The organism is Humibacillus xanthopallidus, assembly GCF_006717145.1.
In the GTDB taxonomy this organism is placed as follows: Bacteria; Actinomycetota; Actinomycetes; order Actinomycetales; family Dermatophilaceae; genus Humibacillus; species Humibacillus xanthopallidus.
Genome location: NZ_VFQF01000001.1, coordinates 1,558,950 through 1,581,914, shown reverse-complemented (window position 1 = coordinate 1,581,914; position 22,965 = coordinate 1,558,950). Strand labels below are relative to the sequence as shown.

Genomic DNA, 22,965 nt, shown 5'->3' with positions numbered 1-22,965 from the left:
CCGGCGCCCGCCTCAGCGGGAGGTCGCCGGCACCGGCACCTGGCGCAGCAGGTCGGCGACGACCTCGGCGGTGGTGCGGCGGGCGAGCTGGGTCTCGCTCGACGGCATGAGCCGGTGGGCCAGCACGGCCGTCGCGAGCACCTGAACGTCGTCCGGGATGACGTGGTCGCGCCCCTCGAGCGCGGCGTGGGCCCGCGCGGCGCGCAGCAGGTGCAGGGCCGAGCGGGGTGACGCGCCGAGCCGCAGGGCCGTGGTCGAGCGTGAGCGGGTGACGAGGTCGACGATGTACTGGCGCACGGCGGGGCTCGCGTGCACGCGCGACACGTGCTGCACGACGAGGTTGATCGTCTTGGCGTCCGTCACCGGCACGAGGTCGTCGAGCGGGTCGCGGGCGCCGTGGCTCTCGAGCAGGTCGAGCTCGGCGCGGGGGCTGGGGTAGCCCATCGAGATCCGCGCCATGAAGCGGTCGCGCTGGGCCTCCGGGAGGGGATAGGTGCCCTCCATCTCGATGGGGTTCTGCGTCGCCATGACGATGAACGGCGCCTGGAGCGGGTAGGTCGTGCCGTCGACGGTGACCTGGTGCTCCTCCATCGACTCGAGCAGCGCCGACTGCGTCTTGGGGGAGGCGCGGTTGATCTCGTCACCGACGACGACGTTGGCGAAGATCGCGCCCGGGCGGAACTCGAAGCGCCGGGCGTCCTGGTTGAAGATGCTGACGCCCGTGACGTCGCTCGGCAGCAGGTCGGGCGTGAACTGGATGCGCCGGACCGTCGCGTCGATGGAGCGGGCGAGGGCCTTGGCGAGCATCGTCTTGCCGACCCCGGGAACGTCCTCGATGAGCAGGTGGCCCCCGGCGAACAGGACGGTCACGGTCGTGCGCACGACGTCGGACTTGCCCTCGATGACGCTCGTCATCGCGCCGGCCAGCCGGTCGGCCACCCCGTGGACGAGGTCGAGGTCGGCTGCCTGCGGCGACCCGCTCGGGTCGAGGCCGGTCTCGGTCATGGTCACGCTGTCCTCCGATGGTTCGGTTGCCCCATGTCAGCGCGCGCCCGCTCATGACGGGCGCGCGTCCTCCCGTGATCTTCTCCCATGCACCCGTGCTTCGGAAGATCCCGTACAGCCCCAGCGGTGTCGGCCGCTGGCCCGGAAGCCGCTCACTCCACTTTCCTCCACGGTGAACGTCCGCGGGCGGCAATGAGTTCGCCCGCGGCCGGGATCCGTGCAGATTCGTGCGCTGGTGCCCCGTTTCGTCCCGTTGCGGTATGCCGTCCGCCGCGGTTCGGAGGGACGGCGGGCTCGGGCGTGGCGTCGTCCCGTCGTGACGCCTGTCGAGGCGCTCCACTTCGCACCACCGCCGATGACCTGCGCAAACGCGTGAGAGAAGTGGCCGACATGGGTAATAGATCGTTGACGGTGGAGCAAAGTGGAGTACTGTGGGGAGCCAAGGAAGTGAGTGGTTTTCGCCAAGGGGTCGAGCTAGGGGAGGTGGCGAACCGTGTTCCTGGGGACGCACACACCTCGTCTCGACGAGAAGGGCCGGCTGTTCCTGCCCGCGAAGTTCCGCGAGCGCATGGCCTCCGGCCTCGTCGTCACGCGCGGCCAGGAGCGCAGCCTGTTCATCTACCCGATGGACGAGTTCGTCAAGGTCGCCGACCAGATGCGCCAGGCGCCGACGACGAGCAAGGCCGCCCGCGACTACATGCGCGTCTTCCTCTCCGGTGCCTCCGACGAGATCCCCGACAAGCAGGGCCGCTTCACCATCCCAGCCAACCTCCGGCAGTACGCCGGGCTCGACCGTGACGTCACCGTCATCGGTGCCGGCTCGCGCCTCGAGGTCTGGGACAGCGCGGTCTGGGACGCCTACCTCGAGCAGACCGAGCAGAGCTTCGCCGAGACGGCTGAGGAGGTCATCCCCGGACTCTTCTGACCCGAACTGCCCAGCGACCGCACGACCGCCCGCCTGACCGCCCGACCGTACGGCCACCGAGAACAGCCAGACCTGAGAGCCGGCCTCCAGCCGCTTCGCACCCGAGACGACTTCCCCCGTCCCGGGCGCCGCAGCGGATGGGGACCCGCCCGCAGGTCCGACCGCCACGAGAGCGCGACCGCCACTCCTCCACCTTCACACCGGCAGCGCACCTCCCTCACCCAAATCGAGTCACACCAGTCACACCAGCTCCACCGCCACCATCTGCACCACCCGCCACACCTGCCGATCGTGAAGGACGCGCCATGACAGACCGAGGGGATACGCCCGACCCGGCTGACCGCACGGCGTCGGCCGACCGTGGCCCCGCGCGAGACCGGCACGTGCCCGTCATGCGCGACCGCATCCTCGACCTGCTGGCGCCCGCCCTCGACCGGGAGGGCAGCGTGCACGTCGACGCGACGCTGGGCATGGGCGGGCACGCCGAGGGCGTGCTCGACCGCTTCCCGGGCACGACTGTCATCGGCATCGACCGCGACCGCGAGGCGCTCGCCCTCTCCGGCGAGCGGCTCGCCCGCTTCGGCGACCGCTTCCGGCCCGTCCACGCGGTCTACGACGAGATCGCGGACGTCGTCGCGGGCCTGGGCCTGACGGCGGTCGACGGCATCCTCTTCGACCTCGGCGTCAGCTCGCTGCAGCTCGACGAGACCGACCGAGGCTTCGCCTACCGGGTCGACGCACCGCTCGACATGCGGATGGACCAGTCGACGGGCATCACCGCGGCCGACGTCCTCAACACCTACGACGCGGCAGACCTCGCGCGCGTGCTGCGTGACTACGGCGAGGAGCGCTTCGCCCGCAAGATCGCCTCGGCCATCGTGCGCGAGCGACAGGCCGAGCCTTTCACGACCTCCGGGCGGCTCGTCGAGCTGCTGCGGCGTGCCATCCCCATGGCGTCGCAGCGCCAGGGCGGCCACCCGGCCAAGCGCACCTTCCAGGCGCTGCGCATCGAGGTCAACGACGAGCTCGAGGTGTGGCGTCGGGCGATCACCGGAGCGATCGACGTGCTCGCCGTCGGCGGGCGCATCTCCGTGCTGTCCTACCACTCCCTCGAGGACCGCACGACCAAGCAGGCGTTCGCCGCGGGCGCGACCTCGAGCACCCCGCCCGGGCTGCCGGTCGAGCTCCCCGACCACGCGGCATACCTCTCGCTCGTGACCCGAGGGGGCGAGGAGCCCCCCGACGCGGAGGTCGCCCTCAACCCGCGCGCCGCGTCGGCCCACCTGCGGGTCGCCGAACGAGTCCGGGCGACCGCGCCCACGAGTACCACCACGAGCACGACGAAGAGCACGAAGAGCCGGAAGGGATCCACCCGATGAGCCAGATGACCGCCACCGCGCGCCCACTGCGGGCCCCGCGTCGAGGGCCGGCGCCGGTCTCGTCCCTTCGGGTGCTGCCGGCTCGGATCGGCAGCACGGGCAGCGGCGCGTTCGCCGCGCTCTGCATCGTGCTGCTCACGGCCGGCCTCATCGCGCTGCTGCTGCTCAACACCGCTCTGGCCCAGGGCTCGCTCGCGCTGGGGCAGCTCCAGCGCGACTCGGCCCGCCTCACCGACACCGCGAGCAACCTCCAGGAGGAGATCGACGCGGCCTCCGCGGGCGGGTCGCTCGCGCGGCGCGCCACCCAGCTCGGCATGGTGCGCATGAGCGAGCGCGCCTACATCGACCTCGCGGCCGGCACCGTCAGCGGTGAGGCGAAGGCGGCCTCGAAGGACCTCGCCGTGCCGATCGTCACGAGCCCCACTCCGCTCGCGGTGACCAAGGAGGTCAAGGGCGTGCTGTCGTCGGCGACCTCGGTCGCGGCCAAGGCCCAGACCTCGGCGCAGAAGGCAGCCGAGGCCGCCAAGGCTGCGGCAGCCGCCAAGGCCGCTGCCGCGGCCACGCCGACTGGCGCCGCCACACCCGGCGCCACGCCGAGCGCCCCCGGTGCCGCAGCCACACCGGGTGCGACGCCCACACTGGGAACGAGCGCCGGCCCTTCAGCCCAACCTGCCCAGCCCACCAAGCCGGCGCCGACGACTGCGAGGTGAGAGCGTGACGCCGACTCGAGGCTCCGAGCCCGGCCGCTCGGGCGCACGCGGCTCCTCGGGCGGACGCGGCTCCTCGGGCCGGTCGGGCACGACCGCCCGGCCGTCGCGGGCGGCGGCCCCGGGGGGCCGTGCCAAGCCGACCGGCAGCTCCGGCGCCGGCGGTGACGCCAAGGCGTCCGGAGTGCGCGGCGCGCCCGCTCGCGGTGGCGCACGCTCGACGACGGCGCGCTCGTCCAGCCCCTCGTCCAGCCCCCAGACCACCCGCTCGGCTCCGCGGGGCCCGGCCCGCGCTTCGCAGCGGTCCGGCGCGGCCGCGTCACCGGCGGGGCGGGGTCGTGGGCCGGCCCACAAGCGCTCGTCGACGCCCCGCCCCCCGCGGCGTCCGCGTCGCACGCTGCGCATCTCGACGGCGAACCCGCGTCGCCGGGCCCGGGTGATGTTCGCGGCGATCCTCGTCGTCTTCACCGTCTTCGCCGGACAGCTCCTACGCATCCAGGCCTTCGACGCGTCGGCCACCCAAGAGGCGGCCCTCAACAAGCGCCTCGTCAAGACCCTCACCCCCGCCATGCGCGGGCAGATCCTCGACACGAACGGCCAGGTGCTCGCCGCCTCTGTCGAGCGCTACACCGTCGCCGCCAACCCCAAGGCGGTCCCGGAGTACAAGACCGAGGTCGACGGCACCCTGACGAAGGTCGGCGTCGCGGGGGCCGTCGCGGCGCTCGCCCCCCTGCTCGACATGAGCGCGCCCGACCTGACGGCGATCCTCACCCGTCCCAACACGCTCTACGCGATCGTCAAGAAGCAGGTGAACCCGGCCGTCTACCGCGAGGTGCGCGCCCTCGGCATCCCCGGCATCAGCGGCGAGAAGACGGCCGAGCGCATCTACCCGACCGGCATGGCAGCAGGTGAGATCGTCGGCTTCGTCAACGAGTCCGACCCGTCGTTCTCCGGTGGTGTGGAGCGGATGCTCGACAAGACCCTCGCCGGCACGCCCGGTCGCACCGTGGCCGAGCGCGCCCGCGACGGCTACATCATCCCGAACTCGCAGCGGGTCGACACCCCGGTCGTCAACGGGCGCGACGTCAAGCTGACGATCGACGCCGACCTGCAGTGGTATGCCCAGAACGCCCTCGCCAAGCAGGTCACCGCCGTCGGCGCCCAGTCCGGCACGGCCGTCGTCATCGAGGCGGCGACCGGCAAGATCCGGGCCGCCGCGAGCTACCCGACCTACGACTCCAACGACCCTGCCGCGTCCAAGAGCAACCTCGCGAACCGCGCCTTCTGGGAGGCCTTCGAGCCCGGGTCGACCGGCAAGCTCATGACGATGGCCGCTGCCCTCGAGCAGAAGGTCGTCACCCCCGACACCGGAGTCATCGTGCCCGTGCGACTGCCGCGAGCCGGAATCCGGTTCAAGGACAACGAGCCCCACGGCATCGAGAACATGACGGCCACGGGGGTAATCGCCAAGTCGTCCAACATGGGCACGATGCTCATCGGCGAACGCATCGCCCCGGACATCATGGAGGCCTACTACCGGAAGTTCGGCATCGGCCAGAAGACCCCGGTCAACTTCCCCGGAGAGTCCGCCGGCCAGCTCGCCGCGACGAAGGACCTCAACGCCGCCCAGCGCTACACGATGCTCTTCGGCCAGGGCTACTCCGTGACCGCGGTGCAGGCGACGAGCGTCTTCGCGACCATCGCCAACAAGGGCGTGCGCGTGCCGCCGTCGCTCATCGAGGGCACCGTCGACGACAACGGCAACCTCCTTCCGGCGCAGCCGACGACCCCCACCCGGGTGGTCTCCGAGGACACCGCCGTCAAGCTCTCGCGGATGATGGAGGAGGTCACCGGCGAGAACGGCACCGCGAGCGCGGCCCGCATCAAGGGCTACCGGGTCGCCGGCAAGACCGGCACCGCCGACCGCTACGACGAGGTCCTGAAGCGCTACAACGGCTTCACCGCCTCCTTCATCGGCTACGCGCCCGCCGACAACCCGAAGTACGTCGTCGGCGTCTTCATCCAGAAGCCCAGCGCGGGCATGTTCGGTGGCATGCTGGCCGGGCCCGTCTTCAACCAGGTCATGACCTACCTGATCGAGCGCACGGGAGCCCCGCCCAGCCAGAAGTCCCCCCTCGACTACCACGTGTGGGCCACCAAGCCGCTGTCCGAGAACGACCCGAACGTCATCAGCAATGCGCGGGCGAAGCGGGATGGCCTGTAAGTTGGGATGACGTGTCACCTTCCCCCCTCCGCCCCGCCACGTCGGGTGTGCCGCTCCGCGACCTGACGTCGAGTGCCGGGGCCGGCGACCTGCTCCGGGTCGAGCGCCCGGACGCCGCTCCGACCGACGTCGTCGTGACCGGGGTCAGCCTCGACAGCCGGTCGATCCTCCCCGGTGACCTGTATGCCGCCCTGCCCGGCTTCCACGCGCACGGTGCGGACTTCGCGGCGGGCGCTCTCGCCGCCGGTGCTGTTGCCGTGCTCACCGACCCGGCTGGGCTGGCTCGGATGCGTGGCCTCGACGAGATCGGCCCCGGTTCCGGCCCTCGGGTGCCCGTGCTGCTCGCGGAGCACCCGCGCGAGGTCCTCGGCGAGGTGGCGGCGACCGTCTACGGCCATCCGGCCGAGGCGCTCACCGTGCTGGGAGTGACGGGCACCAACGGCAAGACGACGACGGCATACCTCATCGAGTCGGCGCTGCGCGCCCGTGGGCAGCGAACGGGGCTGATCGGAACCGTCGAGACCCGCATCGGCGACGAACGGCTCGACTCCGAGCGCACCACCCCCGAGGCCACCGACCTGCACGCGCTCCTCGGCATCATGCGCGAGCGCGGGATCGACGCGTGCGTCATGGAGGTCTCCAGCCACGCGCTCGAGCTGCACCGCGTCGACGGGGTCGTCTACGACGTCGCGCTCTTCACGAACCTCTCGCAGGACCACCTCGACTTCCACGCCACCATGGAGGACTACTTCGCCGCCAAGGCGTCGCTCTTCACGCCGGCCCGCTCCCGCGCTGCCGTCGTCTGCGTCGACGACGCGTGGGGAGCCCGGCTCGCCCGCGAGTCGAGCGTGCCGACGGTGACCTTCGCCTCCGCACCGGCCGAGGGCGTCGACTGGGTTGTCGACGAGGGTGAGGGCGGCGCCTTCGACCTGGCCGAGGTCGCCGGGGCACGCGTCCTGTCGCTCGTGTCGCACCTGCCGGGTCACTTCAACGTCGCCAACACGGCGCTCGCCGCGCTCGCCCTGCTGACACTCGGGCTCGACGTGCCGCAGGTGCAGGAGGCCCTCTCCGTGCCGCCGGCCGTGCCCGGCCGCATGGAGGTGGTGGCAGCCGGAGGTCCGGAGGGCCCCCGGTGCATCGTCGACTTCGCGCACACGCCCGATGCTGTCGACGCCGCCCTCAGCGCGCTCCGGCCGTCGACACCGGGCCGCCTCATCGCCGTGCTCGGCGCGGGCGGCGACCGCGACCGGGGCAAGCGGCCCGCCATGGGCGCGGCCGCGGCGCGGCAGGCCGACATCGTCGTCGTCACTGACGACAACCCGCGCAGCGAGGAGCCGGCCGACATCCGTGCTGCTGTCGTCGCGGGCGCGCGGGAGGCCGTGGCGTCAGGCGACGCCAGGGCGACTGAGATCATCGACGGCGGGTCGCGCTCCAGCGCGATCGCCGAGGCCGTCGCCATCGCCGTCCTCGGGGCGGGCTCGGGCGACGGTGTCGACACCGTCGTCGTGCTCGGCAAGGGACACGAGAAGGGTCAGGAGATCCACGGAGTGAAGCATCCGTTCGACGACCGCGAGGCCGTGCGCGCCGCCCTCGGTGCCGCTCTCGGCGCTGCGACGAGCCCGGGTGTGGGCCCGTGATCGCCCTCACCCTGGCGGAGATCCGCGACCTCACCGGCGGCCGGGTCGCCGGCACCGACACCCCTGACGACGTCGTCGTCGACGGTGTCGTCACCACCGACTCGCGCGACTGCACCCCCGGAAGCCTCTACGTCGCCCGGGTCGGTGAGCTCGCCGACGGTCACGACTACGTCAGTGGCGCCGTCACGGCAGGCGCGGTGGCCGCGCTCACCTCGCGCGAGGTCGAGGGCGTCGCGCAGGTTGTCGTCGACGACGTGCAGACCGCCTTCGGGGCCATCGCCCGCGGCGTCGTCGACCGGGCGCCGGAGCTGCGCATCGTCGGCATCACCGGCAGCTCGGGCAAGACCTCGACCAAGGACCTGCTCGCCAGCGTCCTCGAGTCGGTGGCCGAGACGGTCGCCCCGCTGAACTCCCTCAACGGCGAGATCGGCGTGCCGCTGACCGTCTGCCGCGTCACCCCGACGACCCGCTTCCTCGTCGCCGAGATGGGCGCCCGCGGCGTCGGTCACATCGACTACCTCACCCGCATCGCCCCGCCCCAGGTGGCGATCGTGCTCAACGTCGGCACCGCCCACCTCGGCGAGTTCGGCTCGCGCGAGAACATCGCGCTCGCGAAGTCCGAGCTGCCCCGCGCCGTCCCGTCCGAGGGCCTCGCCGTCCTCAACGCCGACGACCCCCTCGTGGCCGGGATGCGTGAGGGCCTCGCGTGCCGCGTCCAGCTCGTCGGCCTCTCGCCAGAGGCGGACGTGCGCGCTGAGGACGTCGAGCTCGACGACCTCGGCAGGGCGGCATACACCCTCGTCTCGCCCGCAGGGAGCGCGCGGATCACGTTGCGCCAGAGCGGTGCCCACCATGTCGGCAACTCCCTAGCTGTCGCGGCGGCAGCGCTCGAGCTCGGGCTGTCGCTCGACCAGGTCGTCGCCGGCCTCTCCGCCGCCGAGGCCGTGAGCCGCTGGCGCATGGAGCTGACCGAGCGTGCCGACGGCGTCCTCGTCGTCAACGACGCCTACAACGCCAACCCCGACTCGATGCGTGCCGCCCTCGACGCAGTGGCCGCGATGGCCGCCACGGGGCGCCGCTGGGCCGTCCTCGGGGGCATGCTCGAGCTTGGTGACGACAGCGACGCCGAGCACGCGGCCGTCGGCGCGTATGCCGCAGGCCTGGGACTCGACCACCTCGTCGCGGTGGGGGAGGGGGCGAGGCCGGTCGCCGCCGCCTTCCCCGGAGCCGAGTGGGTGCCCGACACCGACGCGGCCCACGACCTGCTCGAGGGGCGGCTCGCCGCGGGCGACGTCGTCCTGCTCAAGTCCAGCCGCGACAGCGGGCTGCGGTGGCTCGGCGACCGGCTCGCCGGCCGCGACGGCGCAGTCCACGACGACGACAAGGTGGTCACCCCGTGAAGGGCGTTCTGCTCGCGGCATCCTTCTCGCTGCTGATCTCGCTGTTCGGCACGCCGCTGTTCATCAAGTTCCTCGTCAAGCGGGGCTACGGCCAGTTCATCCGTGACGACGGCCCGACGTCGCACCACACGAAGCGCGGCACCCCGACGATGGGCGGGGCCGTCATCCTCGCGGCCACCCTCGGCGCCTACTTCCTCGCGCACCTCTTCACCCTCAACCCGCCGACGGCGAGCGGCCTGCTCGTGCTCTTCCTCATGGCGGGGCTGGGCTTCATCGGCTTCCTCGACGACTTCATCAAGATCAGCAAGCAGCGCAGCCTGGGCCTGCGGTCCAAGGAGAAGCTCATCGGGCAGACGCTCGTGGGCGTCGTCTTCGCGGGGCTCGCGCTGCAGTTCCCCAATGACCAGTTCCGCAACCCCGCCTCGCTGCTCGTCTCCTTCGTGCGAGACACGAACATCAGCCTCGCCCTCGGCGGCAGCACCGTCGTCGGGGTCATCCTCTTCGTCATCTTCGCCAACCTCATGATCGCCGGCGCCTCCAACGGCGTGAACCTCACCGACGGCCTCGACGGCCTGGCGACCGGCGTCTGCACCATGGTCTTCGGCGCCTACGTCCTCATTGCCATCTGGACCTACAACCAGAACTGCCAGACCAACCCGGGCATCAAGTGCTACGAGGTGCGCGACTCCCACGACCTCGCCCTCGTCGCGGCCGCCGGCATGGGTGCGTGCTTCGGGTTCCTCTGGTGGAACGCGACGCCGGCCAAGATCTTCATGGGCGACACGGGCTCGCTGGCCCTGGGTGGCGCGCTCGCCGGCCTCGCGATCACGACGCACACCGAGCTGCTCCTCATCATCCTCGGCGGCCTCTTCGTCCTCGAGACGCTGTCGGTCGTGGCCCAGGTCGCGTCGTTCAAGACCACCGGTAAACGGGTGCTGAGGATGGCACCGCTCCACCACCACTTCGAGATGGTGGGGTGGAACGAGGTGACCGTCGTGGTGCGCTTCTGGATCATCGCCGGGCTCTTCGTGGCCTTCGGCCTCGGCGTGTTCTACGCCGAGTGGGTGGTGGGGTCCCAGTGAGCCACGACCCGACCTACGAGCCCCGCGAGGGGCTGACCCACCGCGACGCCGACTGGTCCGGCATCGACGTGCTCGTCGTCGGCCTCGGGGTGTCGGGGTTCGCGGCCGCCGACGCGCTCGCCGAGCGCGGCGCCCGGGTCACCGCCGTCTCGCGCGACGTCACCGACGCGATCTCCGAACGGGCCACGATCCTCGAGATCCTCGACGTCGACGTGCGCCTCGGGCCCGAGCACCTGCACGAGCCGCCCGTCGGCACCCAGCTCGTCGTCACCTCTCCCGGCGTGCCGCCGCACGACCCGCTGATGCTCGCCGCCGCGACCGCTGGGATCCCCGTCTGGGGCGAGGTCGAGCTCGCGTGGCGGATGCGACCCGCCGAGGGCGCTGCGCCGTGGCTCACGGTGACCGGCACGAACGGCAAGACGACGACCGTCGGAATGCTCGCCTCGATCCTGCGCGCCGGAGGCCTGCGGGCCACGAGCGCCGGCAACATCGGCACGCCGCTGCTCGAGGCGGTCCTGCACCCCGAGCCCTACGACGTGCTGGCGGTCGAGCTCTCGAGCTTCCAGCTGCACTGGCAGCGCTCGATCTCGGCTGTCGCCTCGGCGGTGCTCAACGTCGCCCCCGACCACCTCGACTGGCACGGCGGCTACGCCGAGTACCTCCGGGCCAAGGGCAAGATCTACGAGAACACCCACCTCGCCTGCATCTACAACGTCGCCGACATCCAGACCGAGCAGCTCGTCATGGAGGCCGACGTCGTCGAGGGCTGCCGAGCCGTCGGCTTCACGACCGGCATACCGGCGCCGTCGATGATCGGCATCGTCGAGGACGTGCTCGCCGACCGGGCGTTCGTCGAGCAGCGGCAGCGCTCCGCCGCCGAGCTGTGCACGCTCGCCGACCTCCAGGGTGACGGTCCGCCGCCGGCGCCGCACTACATCGCGAACGCGCTCGCGGCCGCGGCCCTGGCCCGGGCCTACGGCGTCGGCCCCATCGCCGTGCGCGACGGCCTGCGGGCCTTCCGGCCCGACCGGCACCGCATCGCCGAGGTCGCAACCGTGCGCGGGGTGCGCTTCGTCAACGACTCCAAGGCGACCAACCCGCACGCCGCGGCTGCGGCGATCCGCTCCTTCGACTCCGTCGTGTGGATCGCGGGCGGGCTGCTCAAGGGCGCCGACGTCGACAGCCTCGTCGAGGAGATGGCCTCGCGGCTGCGCGGGGTCGTTCTCATCGGAGCCGACCGGGAGCAGATCGCCGCCGCCCTTTCCCGACACGCGCCGGATGTCCGCGTCATCGACGTGCCCGACACCGACACTGGGGTCATGGACCGTGTCGTCACGCAGGCAGCGCGACTCGCCCAGCCGGGTGACGTCGTGCTCCTCGCACCGGCAGCGGCCTCGATGGACATGTTCACCAACTACGGTGCCCGCGGCGACGCCTTCGAGGAGGCGGTCCGACGGCACGAGGCTGCCGCCGGAGGGCTCGAGTGAGCACGACGACGGACAAGCCGGCGGCCAAGGCACCGGCAGCCAGGAAGGCTGCGGCCACGTCGACCCCCGGGCTCCAGTCGCTGCCGGTCATCGGCAAGCTCGAGTCGCCCATCACGACGTACTACCTGCTGCTCGGGGCGACCGGGGTCCTCGTCGTCATCGGCCTCATCATGGTCTTCTCGGCCTCGAGCGTGGAGTCACTGCTCGCCGACCAGGCGTCCTACGCGGTGTTCGTGCGCCAGCTCGCCTTCGCGATCGTCGGAGGGGTCCTCGCGGCGGTCGCGAGCCGCCTCGACGTGCGGTGGTGGAAGCGCCTCGCCTTCCCCGTGCTCATCCTCTCGATCGTCCTGCTCGCCGCCGTCATCCCGCTCGGCAAGATGGTGAACGGCAACCGCAACTGGCTCGCGATCGGGCCCGTCCAGTTCCAGCCGTCGGAGTTCGCCAAGCTCGCGCTCGTGCTCGTCGGGGCCCTGATCTTCGCCAACAAGTCGGCCCGGATGGCGAGCACCCTGCACGTGGTGCTGCCCTACCTCGTGCCCATCTCGACCGTCGTGCTCGCGCTCGTGCTCGCCGGCCACGACCTCGGCACGGCCATGGTCTTCCTCGTCATCATCGCGGCCGTGCTCGCCGTCGCCGGGGCGTCGAAGCGCCTCTTCGCGATCGGCGGCCTCCTCGGCGCGGCGGGTGTGGCGGTCATGGTGTACACGAGCAGCAACCGCATGGGCCGCATCGCCGACTTCTTCGACCCGGCCTGCCAGTCCGACCCCAACGGCATGTGCGGCCAGTCGGTCCACGGCATGTACGCCCTCGCCGACGGCGGCTGGTGGGGAGTCGGCCTCGGCGCGTCCAAGGAGAAGTGGGCCTGGCTGTCGGAGGCCCACAACGACTTCATCTTCGCCATCATCGGCGAGGAGCTCGGCCTGCCGGGCACGCTCATGATCCTCGCCCTCTTCGCCGTGCTGGCGTGGGCGTGCTTCCGGCTCGTGAGCCGCACCCAGGACCGCTTCGTGCGCATCGCCGGCACCGGCATCATGGCCTGGCTCATCGGCCAGGCCATCATCAACATCGGCGCCGTCATCGGGCTCTTCCCCGTCATCGGCGTGCCCCTGCCCCTCGTCTCGGCCGGAGGGTCGTCCCTCGTGACGACCCTGGTCGGCCTGGGCATCCTGCTGTCCTTCGCCCGCAACGAGCCCGGCTGCAGGGCCGTGCTCGATGCCCGTCCGAGCATGATCCGCCGGTCGCTCGCCGTGCTCCCGTCACGGCCCCTGTCGATCGCGTCCCGTCGCAGAAGTCGGTGATCCCGCTGTCCACCCCCACCTCCGTCCTGCTCGCGGGAGGGGGCAGCGCCGGCCACGTGTCGCCGCTGCTCTCGCTCGCCGATGCCCTGCGGCGACGCCACCCCGAGGTTCGTCTCACCGCGCTCGGCACCCGCGAGGGCCTCGAGGCCCGACTCGTGCCGGCTCGCGGGATCGACCTGCGCTTCGTGCCGAAGGTGCCCCTGCCGCGCCGCCCGAGCGGTGACCTGCTCCGGCTGCCCGGCAACCTCAAGGCCGCCGTCGCCGCTGCTGGCGCCGCCATCGACGAGACCTCGGCCCAGGTCGTCGTCGGCTTCGGCGGCTACGTCAGCACGCCCGCCTACCTCGCGGCGCGCCGTCGGGGCGTGCCGATCGTCGTGCACGAGCAGAACGCCCGCGCCGGCATCGCCAACCGCCTCGGCGCCAGGTGGAGCTCCCACGTCGCGACGACCTTCTCGGGCACCGCGCTGGCCCACTCCCGCCGCATTGGTATGCCGCTGCGCCGCGAGGTCGCCACGCTCGACCGGGCGGCCCTGCGCTCCGAGGCTGCCGCGGCCTTCGGCCTCGACGCGAGCCGCACCACCCTGCTCGTCACCGGCGGGTCGCTCGGCGCGCAGCGCCTCAACGACGCGTTCCGCGCCCGGGCCGCCCGGCTCGCCGACGCCGGGATCCAGGTGCTCCACGTGACGGGGCTCGGCAAGGAGTTCGACCCGGACCCGTCGCCGACGGGCGCGCGCTACGTCGTCGTGCCCTACGCCGACCGCATGGAGCTCGCGTATGCCGCCGCCGACCTCGTCGTCGCCCGCTCCGGCGCCAACACGGTGTGCGAGCTGACCGCTGTCGGCCTGCCCGCCGTCTACGTGCCGCTGCCGGTCGGCAACGGCGAGCAGCGTCTCAACGCCGCCGACGTCGTGGCTGCCGGTGGGGGACTGCTCGTCGACGACGCCGACTTCACGCCGGCCTGGATCGACGCCCACCTGCTCGACCTCGTGGCCGACTCCGAGCGGCTCGCCGAGATGGGGCGCCGGGCGCGGGAGCTCGGGGAGCCTCGCGCCGACGAGCTGCTCGCCGACATGGTCGACGACGCGGTGAAGGCGACGGCGCCGTGACCGCCGCACCGAGCGTCGAGCACCCCTTCGCGGGCGCCCGTTTCGACTTCGAGGCGCCGGTGCCCGACGCGGCCGGCCTCGGACGCGTCCACTTCCTCGCCATCGGGGGAGCGGGTATGTCGGGCGTGGCCCGCATCATGCTCGCCCGCGGCATCGCCGTCACCGGCAGCGATGCCAAGGACGTGCCGGTGCTCCGCGCTCTCGAGGCCGAGGGCGCCTCGGTCTGGGTCGGCTTCCACGAGGGTCACCAGGAGCGGGCCGACGCCGTCGTCATGAGCTCCTCGATCCGTGACGACAACGTCGAGCTCGTTGCGGCGCGCGAGCGGGGGGTGCCGGTCCTCCACCGCGCTCAGGGTCTCGCCTCGCTCATGGGCGACCGCCGCCCGGTCGCCGTCGCCGGCGCCAACGGCAAGACGACGACGACCTCGCTGCTGACCGTGGCCCTGCAGGGCTGCGGTCTCGACCCGTCCTTCGCGGTCGGCGGCGAGCTCGCCAAGCACGGCACGAACGCCCACGACGGCTCCGACGACATCTTCGTCGTCGAGGCGGACGAGAGCGACGGCTCGTTCGTCGTCTACCACCCAGAGGTGGCGATCGTGACGAACGTGCAGCCTGACCACCTCGACTTCTACCTGAACTTCAAGGTTGTGGAGGCGGCGTACGACGCCTTCGTGGCGACGATCCGCCCCGGCGGCCTGCTCGTGACCTGCGCCGACGACGAGGGCTCCCGTGCCCTCGCCGACCGCGCCCGGGCCCGCGGCACGCGCGTCGTCACCTACGGCTTCGACACCGGCGCCGACATCGTCCTGGCCGACCACCGCGCCGACGGCCTCACCTCGTCGGTGGCCCTGAGCGACGGGGGCACCACCCAGCGGATGTCGCTCGGGGTGCCCGGGCGGCACAACGCCCTCAACGCGGCTGCCGCATATGCCGCCGCCGTGCACGGGCTCGGTCAGGATCCCGAGTGCATCCTCGCCGGGCTGGCCTCCTTCACCGGCACGCGTCGTCGCTTCGAGCCCAAGGGTGAGGCGGGCGGTGTCGTCGTCATCGACGACTACGCCCACAACGCCGGCAAGGTCGCAGCCGTCGTCGAGACCGCCAAGGCCCTCGTCGGTGACACGGGCCGTCTCCTCGTCGTCTTCCAGCCGCACCTCTACAGTCGCACCCGTGACTTCGCGGCGGAGCTCGGCGTCGGCCTCTCGCCCGCCGACGAGGTCGTTGTGATGGACGTCTATGCCGCCCGTGAGGACCCTGTGCCGGGAGTCTCCGGACAGCTCGTCGTGGACGCCGTGCGCCGGGCCCGCCCCGAGGCGGGGGTGCACTACGTGCCGTCGTGGTCCGACGTCGCCGCCGTCGTCGTCGCACTCGCCCGACCGGGCGACCTCGTGCTGACCGTCGGCGCGGGCGATGTCACGATGATCGGTCCCGAGGTGCTCCGACTGCTGCGGGGGGAGCCGTGATCCAGAGCCGCTCCACCCGCGCGCCGCTACCACCGTCCGCAGCGCCCGCCTCGCGCAGCCCCCGGACCGCCACCGTCGCCGGGCGCGGCCTCGCGTCCTCACGGCGACGCTTCGAGCGGCGCGCTGCTGCTGCTCGGCGCCGTCCCCGGCTGCTCGCCGGCATCGGCGTCGGCCTGCTGCTCCTGCTGGGGCTCGTGGCCTGGCTCGGGTGGTTCAGCACCGTCCTGACCGCCACGACGGTCGAGGTGCGAGGCGTCTCTGGCGCTGCAGCCGCCCAGGTCCGACAGGTCGCAGCCGTGCCCCTCGGCGGCCCGCTCATGCGTGTCGACACCGACGCCGCGCAGGAGCGCCTCGTGGCTGGCAAGGCGTGGCGCGAGGTGTCCGTCTCGCGCAGCCTGCCGCACACCGTCGTCGTCGACGTGACGCCTCGCGTCGCCGTGCTCGCCGTGCGCTCGGCCGGTGGGCGCGTCGACCTCGTCGATGGGGACGGCATCGACTTCGCGACGGTGGCCGCGCCTCCCAGCGGGGTGCCGATCGTGTCCTCGGGCGCCACCACCGTCACCAAGGCTGGTGTCACCGCGGCCCTGCAGGCGCTCGGCTCGCTCGAGCCCGCCCTGCGCCGCACCGTCTCGGGCGTCACCGTCTCCGAGGCCGACCAGGTGAGCTTCCGCCTCAAGGTCAAGGACGCCACCAAGACGGTTGTCTGGGGCGGCCCAGGTGACGGCGGCATGAAGGCCAGGCTCGTCGGCATCCTTGCGTCGCAACCCGGTTCGACGATCGACGTCAGCGTGCCGTCGTCGCCGGTCACCCGGTGACGGGCCCTCAGGTCGCTCGCACGACCCCGCCCTCGTGGGGCGGACGAGAGGCACGGTGCGTCGAGTCACCCGGTGCCCGGCTAGGCTCACCGCTGTGGCGGATGGGGTTCGAGGGGTTGGAGTGGCACCGCCTCTCGAAATGGGGCGATCCGCCCGGCGACACGCCGCACGGTGGGTTGATCGACGCCTCGCCCACGGCATACCGTCGGGGCACTGGTTCGTGACCAAACTGTAACTCTCACCTCCACGTTTAAGGTTTGGGTCGGCGTCCATCGAGGCCCGAGCGCCCCGATGGCGCAAACCAGCACGACCGACGCAGGCAGGACCGGCACCACCAGTCAGGAAGGCCCACTCCCGTGGCAGCAGCACCGCAGAACTACTTGGCCGTCATCAAGGTCGTCGGCATCGGCGGCGGCGGCGTCAACGCGATCAACCGCATGATCGAGGTCGGCCTCAAGGGCGTCGAGTTCATCGCCATCAACACCGACGCGCAGGCGCTGCTCATGAGCGACGCCGACGTCAAGCTCGACGTGGGTCGCGAGCTGACCCGCGGTCTCGGCGCCGGCGCCGACCCCGAGGTCGGCAAGAAGGCTGCCGAGGACCACGCCGAGGAGATCGAGGAGGTGCTCCGCGGCGCCGACATGGTCTTCGTCACGGCGGGTGAGGGCGGCGGCACCGGCACCGGCGGCGCGCCCGTCGTGGCCCGCATCGCCCGGGGCATCGGGGCGCTGACCATCGGCGTCGTCACGCGCCCGTTCACCTTCGAGGGTCGCCGCCGCGCCAACCAGGCCGACTCCGGCATCGCGAGCCTGCGCGAAGAGGTCGACACCCTCATCGTCATCCCCAACGACCGGCTGCTGTCGATCAGCGACCGCAACGTCTCGATGATGGACGCCTTCCGGTCCGCCGACCAGGTGCTCCTCTCCGGCGTGCAGGGCATCACCGACCTCATCACGACGCCCGGCCTCATCAACCTCGACTTCGCCGACGTCAAGTCGGTCATGCAGGGTGCCGGCTCGGCCCTCATGGGCATCGGCTCGGCGCGCGGCGAGGACCGTGCGGTCCAGGCCGCCGAGCTCGCGATCAGCTCGCCCCTGCTCGAGGCCTCCATCGACGGGGCCCACGGCGTGCTCCTGTCGGTCCAGGGCGGCTCCGACCTCGGCCTCTTCGAGATCAACGAGGCGGCGCGCCTCGTGCAGGAGGCAGCACACCCTGAGGCCAACATCATCTTCGGTGCCGTCATCGACGACGCCCTCGGCGACGAGGTGCGGGTCACCGTCATCGCGGCCGGCTTCGACGCCGGCGGCCCGACCCACCGCGACGACGACCGGGCCCTCGGTCAGGTGATGGGGCGCAGCGCTCCGCCGGCCGCCTCCGCAGCCCCGCAGCGGCAGGCGCCCCAGGGCCAGCCGCAGCAGGCCCCGCAGCACGTCTCCGCCCCGCAGCACGCCCCGGCGCCGCAGCACGCGGGCGCACCGCAGCCGGCCCAGGCCCACGCTGCACCGGACTCGCGTCCCATGCAGTCCGAGCCGCCCCGCCAGCAGCCTCCGGTGCAGCAGCCGCCGCGTCAGGTCACGTTCGAGGAGGGCGACGACCTCGACGTGCCCGACTTCCTCAAGTAGGCCGGCCGTCACCTCGTCCACGAGGGCGTCTCCGCGGTCGCGGCGGCGCCCTCGGTAGGTTGGTCGTCGTGTTCCTCTGGCGCTCGTCCGTCCCTCCGGCTCTGCCCCCGACCTCGGCGTCGGCGTCGGGCCGCTCGATCGACCTCGGCTTCACCGACCGCTCGGCGGGGCGGGGCACGGGGCCGTATGCCGGCCTCAACCTCGGCGGCCACGTGGGCGACGACCCGGCTACCGTCGAGTCCAACCGTGAGGCCCTAGCGGCCGCACTCGGGGTGCCACGCGACCACCTCGTCCTCATGAACCAGGTGCACGGCCGCGACGTCGTCGAGGTGCGCGAGCCCTGGACCGGCGCCGCTCCAGAGGTCGACGCCGTCGTCACCCGCCAGCCCGGGCTCGCCCTCGGTGTGCTCGTTGCCGACTGCGTGCCCCTGTTGCTGCACGACCGGGCCGCCGGCGTCGTCGGTGCCGTCCACGCCGGGCGCCCCGGCATGACCGCGGGCATCGTCGGACGAGCCGTCTCGGCGATGCGGGACCTCGGTGCCGCCGACATTCGTGCGACGATCGGGCCCTCGGTGTGCGGGCGCTGCTACGAGGTGCCGCCCGACATGGCTGCCGAGGCGGCCGGCGTGGCCGCCTCCGCCTCGGCCCGGTCGTGGACCGGCACGCCGGCGATCGACGTCGCCTCCGGTGTCGTCGAGCAGCTGGTGGCCGAATCCGTTGCCGTGCAATGGATCCCGGGTTGCACCCGCGAGTCCGACAGTCTCTACTCCTACCGCCGCGACGGCGTCACGGGCCGCTTCGCCGGCGTGGTGACCATGACCGAGGAGCACCTCCGATGAGCGAGCACCAGACCCGGCGCGACCAGCTGGAAGCCGGCCTCGGCGAGGTCCGCGCCAGGATCGCGGCGGCGTGCGCGGACGCCGGCCGGGACCCCGCCGAGGTGACCCTCATCGTCGTCACGAAGTACTTCCCCGCCTCGGACGTGCTGCTGCTCCACGACCTCGGCGTGCGCGACTTCGGCGAGAACCGCGACCAGGAGGCGGGGGAGAAGTTCGCCGAGGTGCGCGCCGCCCTGGGGGAGGGGTCAGGCGGTGTCGTGCTCCACTTCATCGGGCAGCTGCAGACCAACAAGGCGAGCCACGTCGCCGCCTACGCCGACGTCGTCCAGTCGGTCGACCGGCTCCGGCTGGTCAGCGCCCTCGACCGGGGCGCCCACCTGGCCAACCGTCGCCTCGACGTGCTGCTCCAGGTGGACCTCGACACCCGACCGGACGACGGGGCCACAGGCGCCGCCCGTGGTGGGCTGCGGCCCGAGGAGGTGCTCGGGCTGGCCGACACCGTCGCCGTGCGCGACCTCCTGCGCCTGCGCGGCGTCATGGCGGTCGCGCCTCTGGGGGCCGACCCCGACGCGGCGTTCGTGCGGCTGCGCGAGGTGGCGGACGGCATACGGCAGCGGCACCCCGGGGCGGACTGGATGTCGGCGGGCATGAGCGGTGACCTCGAGGCCGCGGTGCGCCACGGAGCGACACACCTGCGTGTCGGAACCGCAATCCTCGGATCACGGCCGTCACTTCTGTAACGTCGAAGCCACTGGATTCCGATCGGTTTGGGGAGTTGGCATGGCAGGGGCACTGCGCAAGACGATGGTGTACCTCGGACTCAGCGAGGAGGACCAGCGTCGTGACCGTGAGCGCTATGACGACTACGAGTCCTACGAGGACTCCGACCACTACGACGACGAGTCCGACCGCTCCGGGGGGCCTGACCACACGGACCACGGCGTGCACACCGCTGCCGTGACGCAGCTGCCGACCCGCCGCCCCGTCGCGGCCGTCGTGCGCGACCCCGAGGTGGGCTCACTCAACCGGATCACGACGATCCACCCGCGCACCTACAACGAGGCGAAGAACATCGGTGAGTGGTTCCGCGACAGCGTGCCGGTCATCATGAACCTCAGCGACATGGACGACGCGGACGCCAAGCGTCTCGTCGACTTCGCCGCGGGGCTCGTCTTCGGCCTGCACGGCACGATCGAGCGGGTCACCTCCAAGGTGTTCCTTCTCTCGCCCTCGCACGTCGAGATCGCGGCCGACGAGCCCGAGACGCCTGCCGTCTCGACGCGCGGATTCTTCAACCAGAGCTGACCCGGCCGCACCCCGCCGTCGACTCGCCAAGATTCATCAGCGACACTGACGGGCATGGACGTGTTCTGGGCGATCTACGGCGTGGTCGTCTTCTCCTTCTTCATCGCCCTCATCGGCCGCTTCGTCATCGACTGGGTGCAGGTGCTGGCGCGCTCGTGGCGCCCGACCGGCCTCGTGCTCGTCATCGCCGAGGCGATCTACACGGTCACGGACCCGCCGCTGCGCGCGCTGCGCAAGGTGATCCCCTCGCCCAACATCGGGGGGGTGCGCCTGGACCTCAGCTTCCTCGTCCTCATGCTGCTGACCTCGCTCGCCCTCAACGTTCCCAACATCTTCTGACCCAGCTGTTCTGTCCGTATGGTGGTCCATGTGTCCGAGGCGTGGACGCCGCAGGGTCATCGAGCCCCGAAGAAGGGTGCGGCTTTGGTTCGTGACCTGAACGTTAGATACCGTTGACCTGATCCACTCCGTCTGTATCGAGGTGACACATGGCGCTTACGCCGGAACAGGTGCTGAACAAGCACTTCCAGACCACGCAGTTCCGTCGTGGCTACGAGGAGAGGGATGTCGATGACTTCCTCGACGAGATCGTGGCCGAGATGCGCTCGCTCATCGAGCAGCGTGACGACTACCTGAAGCAGCTCAACGACTGCCGCGCGAGCAAGAACCAGGGCGCGGTGCGCGCCGACGGCGCGACAGCCGCGATGCCGGTCGTGGGTCGCCCCGGCGACGACGCGAAGCTCGGCGGGCTGACGGCGAAGATCCAGGACGCCGAGCGCGCCTTCAAGGCCGCCTCCGACCGCGCCGCCAAGGCGAAGGCCGACGCCGACAACGCCGAGCGCGCCGCCCGCGAGCGCATCGAGCGGGCCAAGGCCGAGGCCGAGCGCGCCGAGGCTGCGGCGAAGTCGGCGGTCGACAACACCGCCCTCGACGAGGCCCAGGCCAAGCTCACCCAGCTCAACACCCAGGTGGCCGACGCCGAGGCCAAGCTGGGCCAGGCCCAGGAGAGCGCCCGTGCGGCCGAGGCCGAGGCCAGGGCCGCCGAGGAGCGCGCGTCGCGCGCCGCCACGAACGCCCAGGCTGCAGCCGCGGCTCCGGCTGCCGCGACAGCCGGAGCCGGCACGTCCAACCTCGATGCCGCGGGCGTCATCGCGCTGGCCCAGCGCCTGCACGACGAGCACGTCGCGGCTGGAGAGTCGCGCCGCAACGAGCTCATCTCCGAGGCGGAGGGCCGCCACGCGGAGCTCCTCTCGACCGGGCAGGCCAAGCACGACGAGCTCGTGACGACCGCCCAGGCGCGTCACGAGGAGGTCACCCGAGAGGCCGAGCGCCTCGGGGCGGAGGCGGCAGCCAAGCGTGAGCAGATCCTGTCGGAGGCGGGCGCCCAGCGCGACCAGATGCTGTCCGAGGCTGCGGCGCAGCGCGACCAGATGCTGACGGAGGCACGCGAGCGCTCCACCGGGATGGTCGCCGAGGCCCAGCAGAAGAAGGCCGCCCTGCTCGAGGAGCTCGACAAGCAGAAGGGGCTGCTCGACCGCAAGATCGAGGAGCTGCGCGGCTTCGAGAAGAACTACCGCAGCAACCTCAAGTCCTACATCGAGGGCCAGCTGCACGACCTCGACGGCAGCAGGCAGGAGCCTGCTCACGCCGGCAACCAGAGCTGAGTCGTCAGGCTCAGTGCCCGAGCCGCGGTGCGGCTCAGCGAGACAGCGATCACACCGACCGCCCGGAATCCCTCCGGGCGGTCGGTGTTTGTCGCTCAAGGGGCGAACTGTTCCATGGCTGCTGGCGTTTCACGTTTGTGCCGGGCGCGCCGGGGCCTTATTGTCGGCCCCACTTGTCAACGTCGACGGCGTGAGCGACGAAGGGGCTGAGTCCGATGGTGGCTGAGAACGCAGCGTCCGGCACTAGAACAGCACGGGGCGGGGCGGCCAGGAAGGCACCTGCCCGGAAGACGACTGCGTCGACTGCCGAGACCGCGCCCGCACGCTCCACGACCTCTCGAGTCGGCTCTGCGGTGCGCTCCACCGTGAAGTCGGTCAAGGACGCCGTGACCCGCGCGACGAGCACGGGCGGCAAACCTGCTGCGCCGTCGGCCGCCCCGGCCAAGAAGGCGAGCGCCGCCAAGACGGCGAGCACCAAGCCCGCGAGCACCAAGACCGCGAGCGCGAAGACCACTGCGGCCCAGAAGGCGCCGACGGCCAAGACCGCCGCCGCTGCGAAGAAGGCGCCCGCGGCGAAGACCGCTCCAGCAAAGAAGGCGCCTGCGGCAAAGGCTCCTGCGAAGACGGCCACCAAGCAGTCCGCCGCGAAGACGGCGGCGAAGACCGCCCAGTCGGCTGCGACGAAGACACCCGCCAAGGCTCCGGCCAAGACCGCGACGAAGGCCACGACGAAGGCCACGACGAAGGCCACGACGAAGGCCACGACGAAGACCGCCACGCCGGCGCCGGCACGACCTGCCGCGAAGAAGGCTGCGAAATCGCCTGCGGCGCAGGCATCGACGCCGGCAGCCACCTCGACGGCGAAGTCGGCCGCGCGCGCGACGAAGAGCTCGACGACAAAGTCCGCTGCTCCGGCTGCGGCGCGCCCTGCAACGGGTAAGAAGACCGCAGCACCGTCCGCGGCCTCTCCGCGAACCACCCGAACCACCCGAACCACCAAGAAGGCACCC

General features: G+C 71.9%; 20 protein-coding genes. 18 read left to right on the top strand and 2 right to left on the bottom strand.

Annotated elements, in window-relative coordinates:
* Nucleotides 1-12: 12 nt before the first annotated feature.
* Nucleotides 13-1,005: an AAA family ATPase gene (locus FHX52_RS07040; RefSeq protein ID WP_141822083.1), complete on the bottom strand. Its 993-nt coding sequence runs from the start codon at nt 1,003-1,005 to the stop codon at nt 13-15.
* Between the two features lie 493 nt (nt 1,006-1,498).
* Here FHX52_RS07040 and mraZ point away from each other — a divergent pair, with 493 nt between their 5' ends.
* The 18 genes from mraZ (at nt 1,499) to FHX52_RS06950 (ending at nt 21,955) form a co-directional block, all read left to right on the top strand.
* Nucleotides 1,499-1,930, top strand: coding sequence for a division/cell wall cluster transcriptional repressor MraZ (gene mraZ, locus FHX52_RS07035; protein ID WP_141821127.1), 432 nt, complete (start codon nt 1,499-1,501; stop codon nt 1,928-1,930).
* 305 nt (nt 1,931-2,235) lie between these two features.
* Nucleotides 2,236-3,309, top strand: coding sequence for a 16S rRNA (cytosine(1402)-N(4))-methyltransferase RsmH (rsmH, locus tag FHX52_RS07030; protein ID WP_185747105.1), 1,074 nt, complete (start codon nt 2,236-2,238; stop codon nt 3,307-3,309).
* Nucleotides 3,306-4,019 (top strand): cell division protein FtsL, encoded by a 714-nt coding sequence (gene ftsL, locus FHX52_RS07025; RefSeq protein ID WP_141821126.1) that lies wholly within the window; start codon nt 3,306-3,308, stop codon nt 4,017-4,019. Before rsmH ends, ftsL begins: the two co-directional genes overlap by 4 nt.
* Before the next feature lie 4 nt (nt 4,020-4,023).
* Nucleotides 4,024-6,240 (top strand): peptidoglycan D,D-transpeptidase FtsI family protein, encoded by a 2,217-nt coding sequence (locus tag FHX52_RS07020; RefSeq protein ID WP_141821124.1) that lies wholly within the window; start codon nt 4,024-4,026, stop codon nt 6,238-6,240.
* A gap of 11 nt (nt 6,241-6,251) precedes the next feature.
* Entirely contained in the window at nt 6,252-7,877 is a 1,626-nt protein-coding gene (locus tag FHX52_RS07015; protein WP_141821122.1) for a UDP-N-acetylmuramoyl-L-alanyl-D-glutamate--2,6-diaminopimelate ligase, read from the top strand.
* Nucleotides 7,874-9,277 (top strand): UDP-N-acetylmuramoyl-tripeptide--D-alanyl-D-alanine ligase, encoded by a 1,404-nt coding sequence (locus FHX52_RS07010; RefSeq protein WP_141821121.1) that lies wholly within the window; start codon nt 7,874-7,876, stop codon nt 9,275-9,277. The genes FHX52_RS07015 and FHX52_RS07010 overlap by 4 nt, the downstream gene beginning before the upstream one ends.
* Entirely contained in the window at nt 9,274-10,359 is a 1,086-nt protein-coding gene (gene mraY, locus FHX52_RS07005; protein ID WP_141821119.1) for a phospho-N-acetylmuramoyl-pentapeptide-transferase, read from the top strand. The genes FHX52_RS07010 and mraY overlap by 4 nt, the downstream gene beginning before the upstream one ends.
* Nucleotides 10,356-11,846: a UDP-N-acetylmuramoyl-L-alanine--D-glutamate ligase gene (murD, locus tag FHX52_RS07000; protein ID WP_141821117.1), complete on the top strand. Its 1,491-nt coding sequence runs from the start codon at nt 10,356-10,358 to the stop codon at nt 11,844-11,846. The genes mraY and murD overlap by 4 nt, the downstream gene beginning before the upstream one ends.
* Complete coding sequence (gene ftsW / locus FHX52_RS06995; RefSeq protein WP_141821115.1) at nt 11,843-13,144, top strand: putative lipid II flippase FtsW; 1,302 nt, start codon at nt 11,843-11,845, stop codon at nt 13,142-13,144. The genes murD and ftsW overlap by 4 nt, the downstream gene beginning before the upstream one ends.
* Nucleotides 13,141-14,250: an undecaprenyldiphospho-muramoylpentapeptide beta-N-acetylglucosaminyltransferase gene (gene murG / locus FHX52_RS06990; RefSeq protein WP_141821113.1), complete on the top strand. Its 1,110-nt coding sequence runs from the start codon at nt 13,141-13,143 to the stop codon at nt 14,248-14,250. The genes ftsW and murG overlap by 4 nt, the downstream gene beginning before the upstream one ends.
* Nucleotides 14,247-15,710, top strand: coding sequence for a UDP-N-acetylmuramate--L-alanine ligase (murC, locus tag FHX52_RS06985; RefSeq protein WP_141821111.1), 1,464 nt, complete (start codon nt 14,247-14,249; stop codon nt 15,708-15,710). Before murG ends, murC begins: the two co-directional genes overlap by 4 nt.
* On the top strand, nt 15,707-16,525 hold the full coding sequence (locus FHX52_RS06980) for a cell division protein FtsQ/DivIB (RefSeq protein ID WP_141821109.1): 819 nt from the start codon (nt 15,707-15,709) through the stop codon (nt 16,523-16,525). Before murC ends, FHX52_RS06980 begins: the two co-directional genes overlap by 4 nt.
* A gap of 356 nt (nt 16,526-16,881) precedes the next feature.
* Nucleotides 16,882-18,147 (top strand): cell division protein FtsZ, encoded by a 1,266-nt coding sequence (gene ftsZ, locus FHX52_RS06975; RefSeq protein ID WP_141821107.1) that lies wholly within the window; start codon nt 16,882-16,884, stop codon nt 18,145-18,147.
* A 68-nt stretch (nt 18,148-18,215) separates the two neighbouring features.
* The gene (gene pgeF / locus FHX52_RS06970; RefSeq protein ID WP_141821105.1) at nt 18,216-18,986 is read left to right on the top strand and encodes a peptidoglycan editing factor PgeF; all 771 of its coding nucleotides are present in this window, start codon (nt 18,216-18,218) and stop codon (nt 18,984-18,986) included.
* Nucleotides 18,983-19,726 carry a YggS family pyridoxal phosphate-dependent enzyme gene (locus tag FHX52_RS06965; RefSeq protein ID WP_141821103.1) on the top strand — a complete coding sequence of 248 codons (744 nt, stop codon included), beginning with the start codon at nt 18,983-18,985 and terminating at the stop codon, nt 19,724-19,726. The genes pgeF and FHX52_RS06965 overlap by 4 nt, the downstream gene beginning before the upstream one ends.
* Nucleotides 19,727-19,766: 40 nt before the next feature.
* Nucleotides 19,767-20,291 carry a cell division protein SepF gene (locus FHX52_RS06960; protein WP_141821101.1) on the top strand — a complete coding sequence of 175 codons (525 nt, stop codon included), beginning with the start codon at nt 19,767-19,769 and terminating at the stop codon, nt 20,289-20,291.
* A 54-nt stretch (nt 20,292-20,345) separates the two neighbouring features.
* Nucleotides 20,346-20,630, top strand: a complete 285-nt coding sequence (locus FHX52_RS06955; RefSeq protein WP_141821099.1) for a YggT family protein — start codon at nt 20,346-20,348, stop codon at nt 20,628-20,630.
* Nucleotides 20,631-20,779: 149 nt separating this feature from the next.
* Complete coding sequence (locus tag FHX52_RS06950; protein WP_141821097.1) at nt 20,780-21,955, top strand: DivIVA domain-containing protein; 1,176 nt, start codon at nt 20,780-20,782, stop codon at nt 21,953-21,955.
* Nucleotides 21,956-22,112: 157 nt separating this feature from the next.
* Here the strand turns inward: FHX52_RS06950 and FHX52_RS23770 are convergent, their stop codons facing one another.
* Nucleotides 22,113-22,934, bottom strand: coding sequence for a hypothetical protein (locus tag FHX52_RS23770; RefSeq protein ID WP_185747104.1), 822 nt, complete (start codon nt 22,932-22,934; stop codon nt 22,113-22,115).
* Between the last annotated feature and the right edge of the window lie 31 nt (nt 22,935-22,965).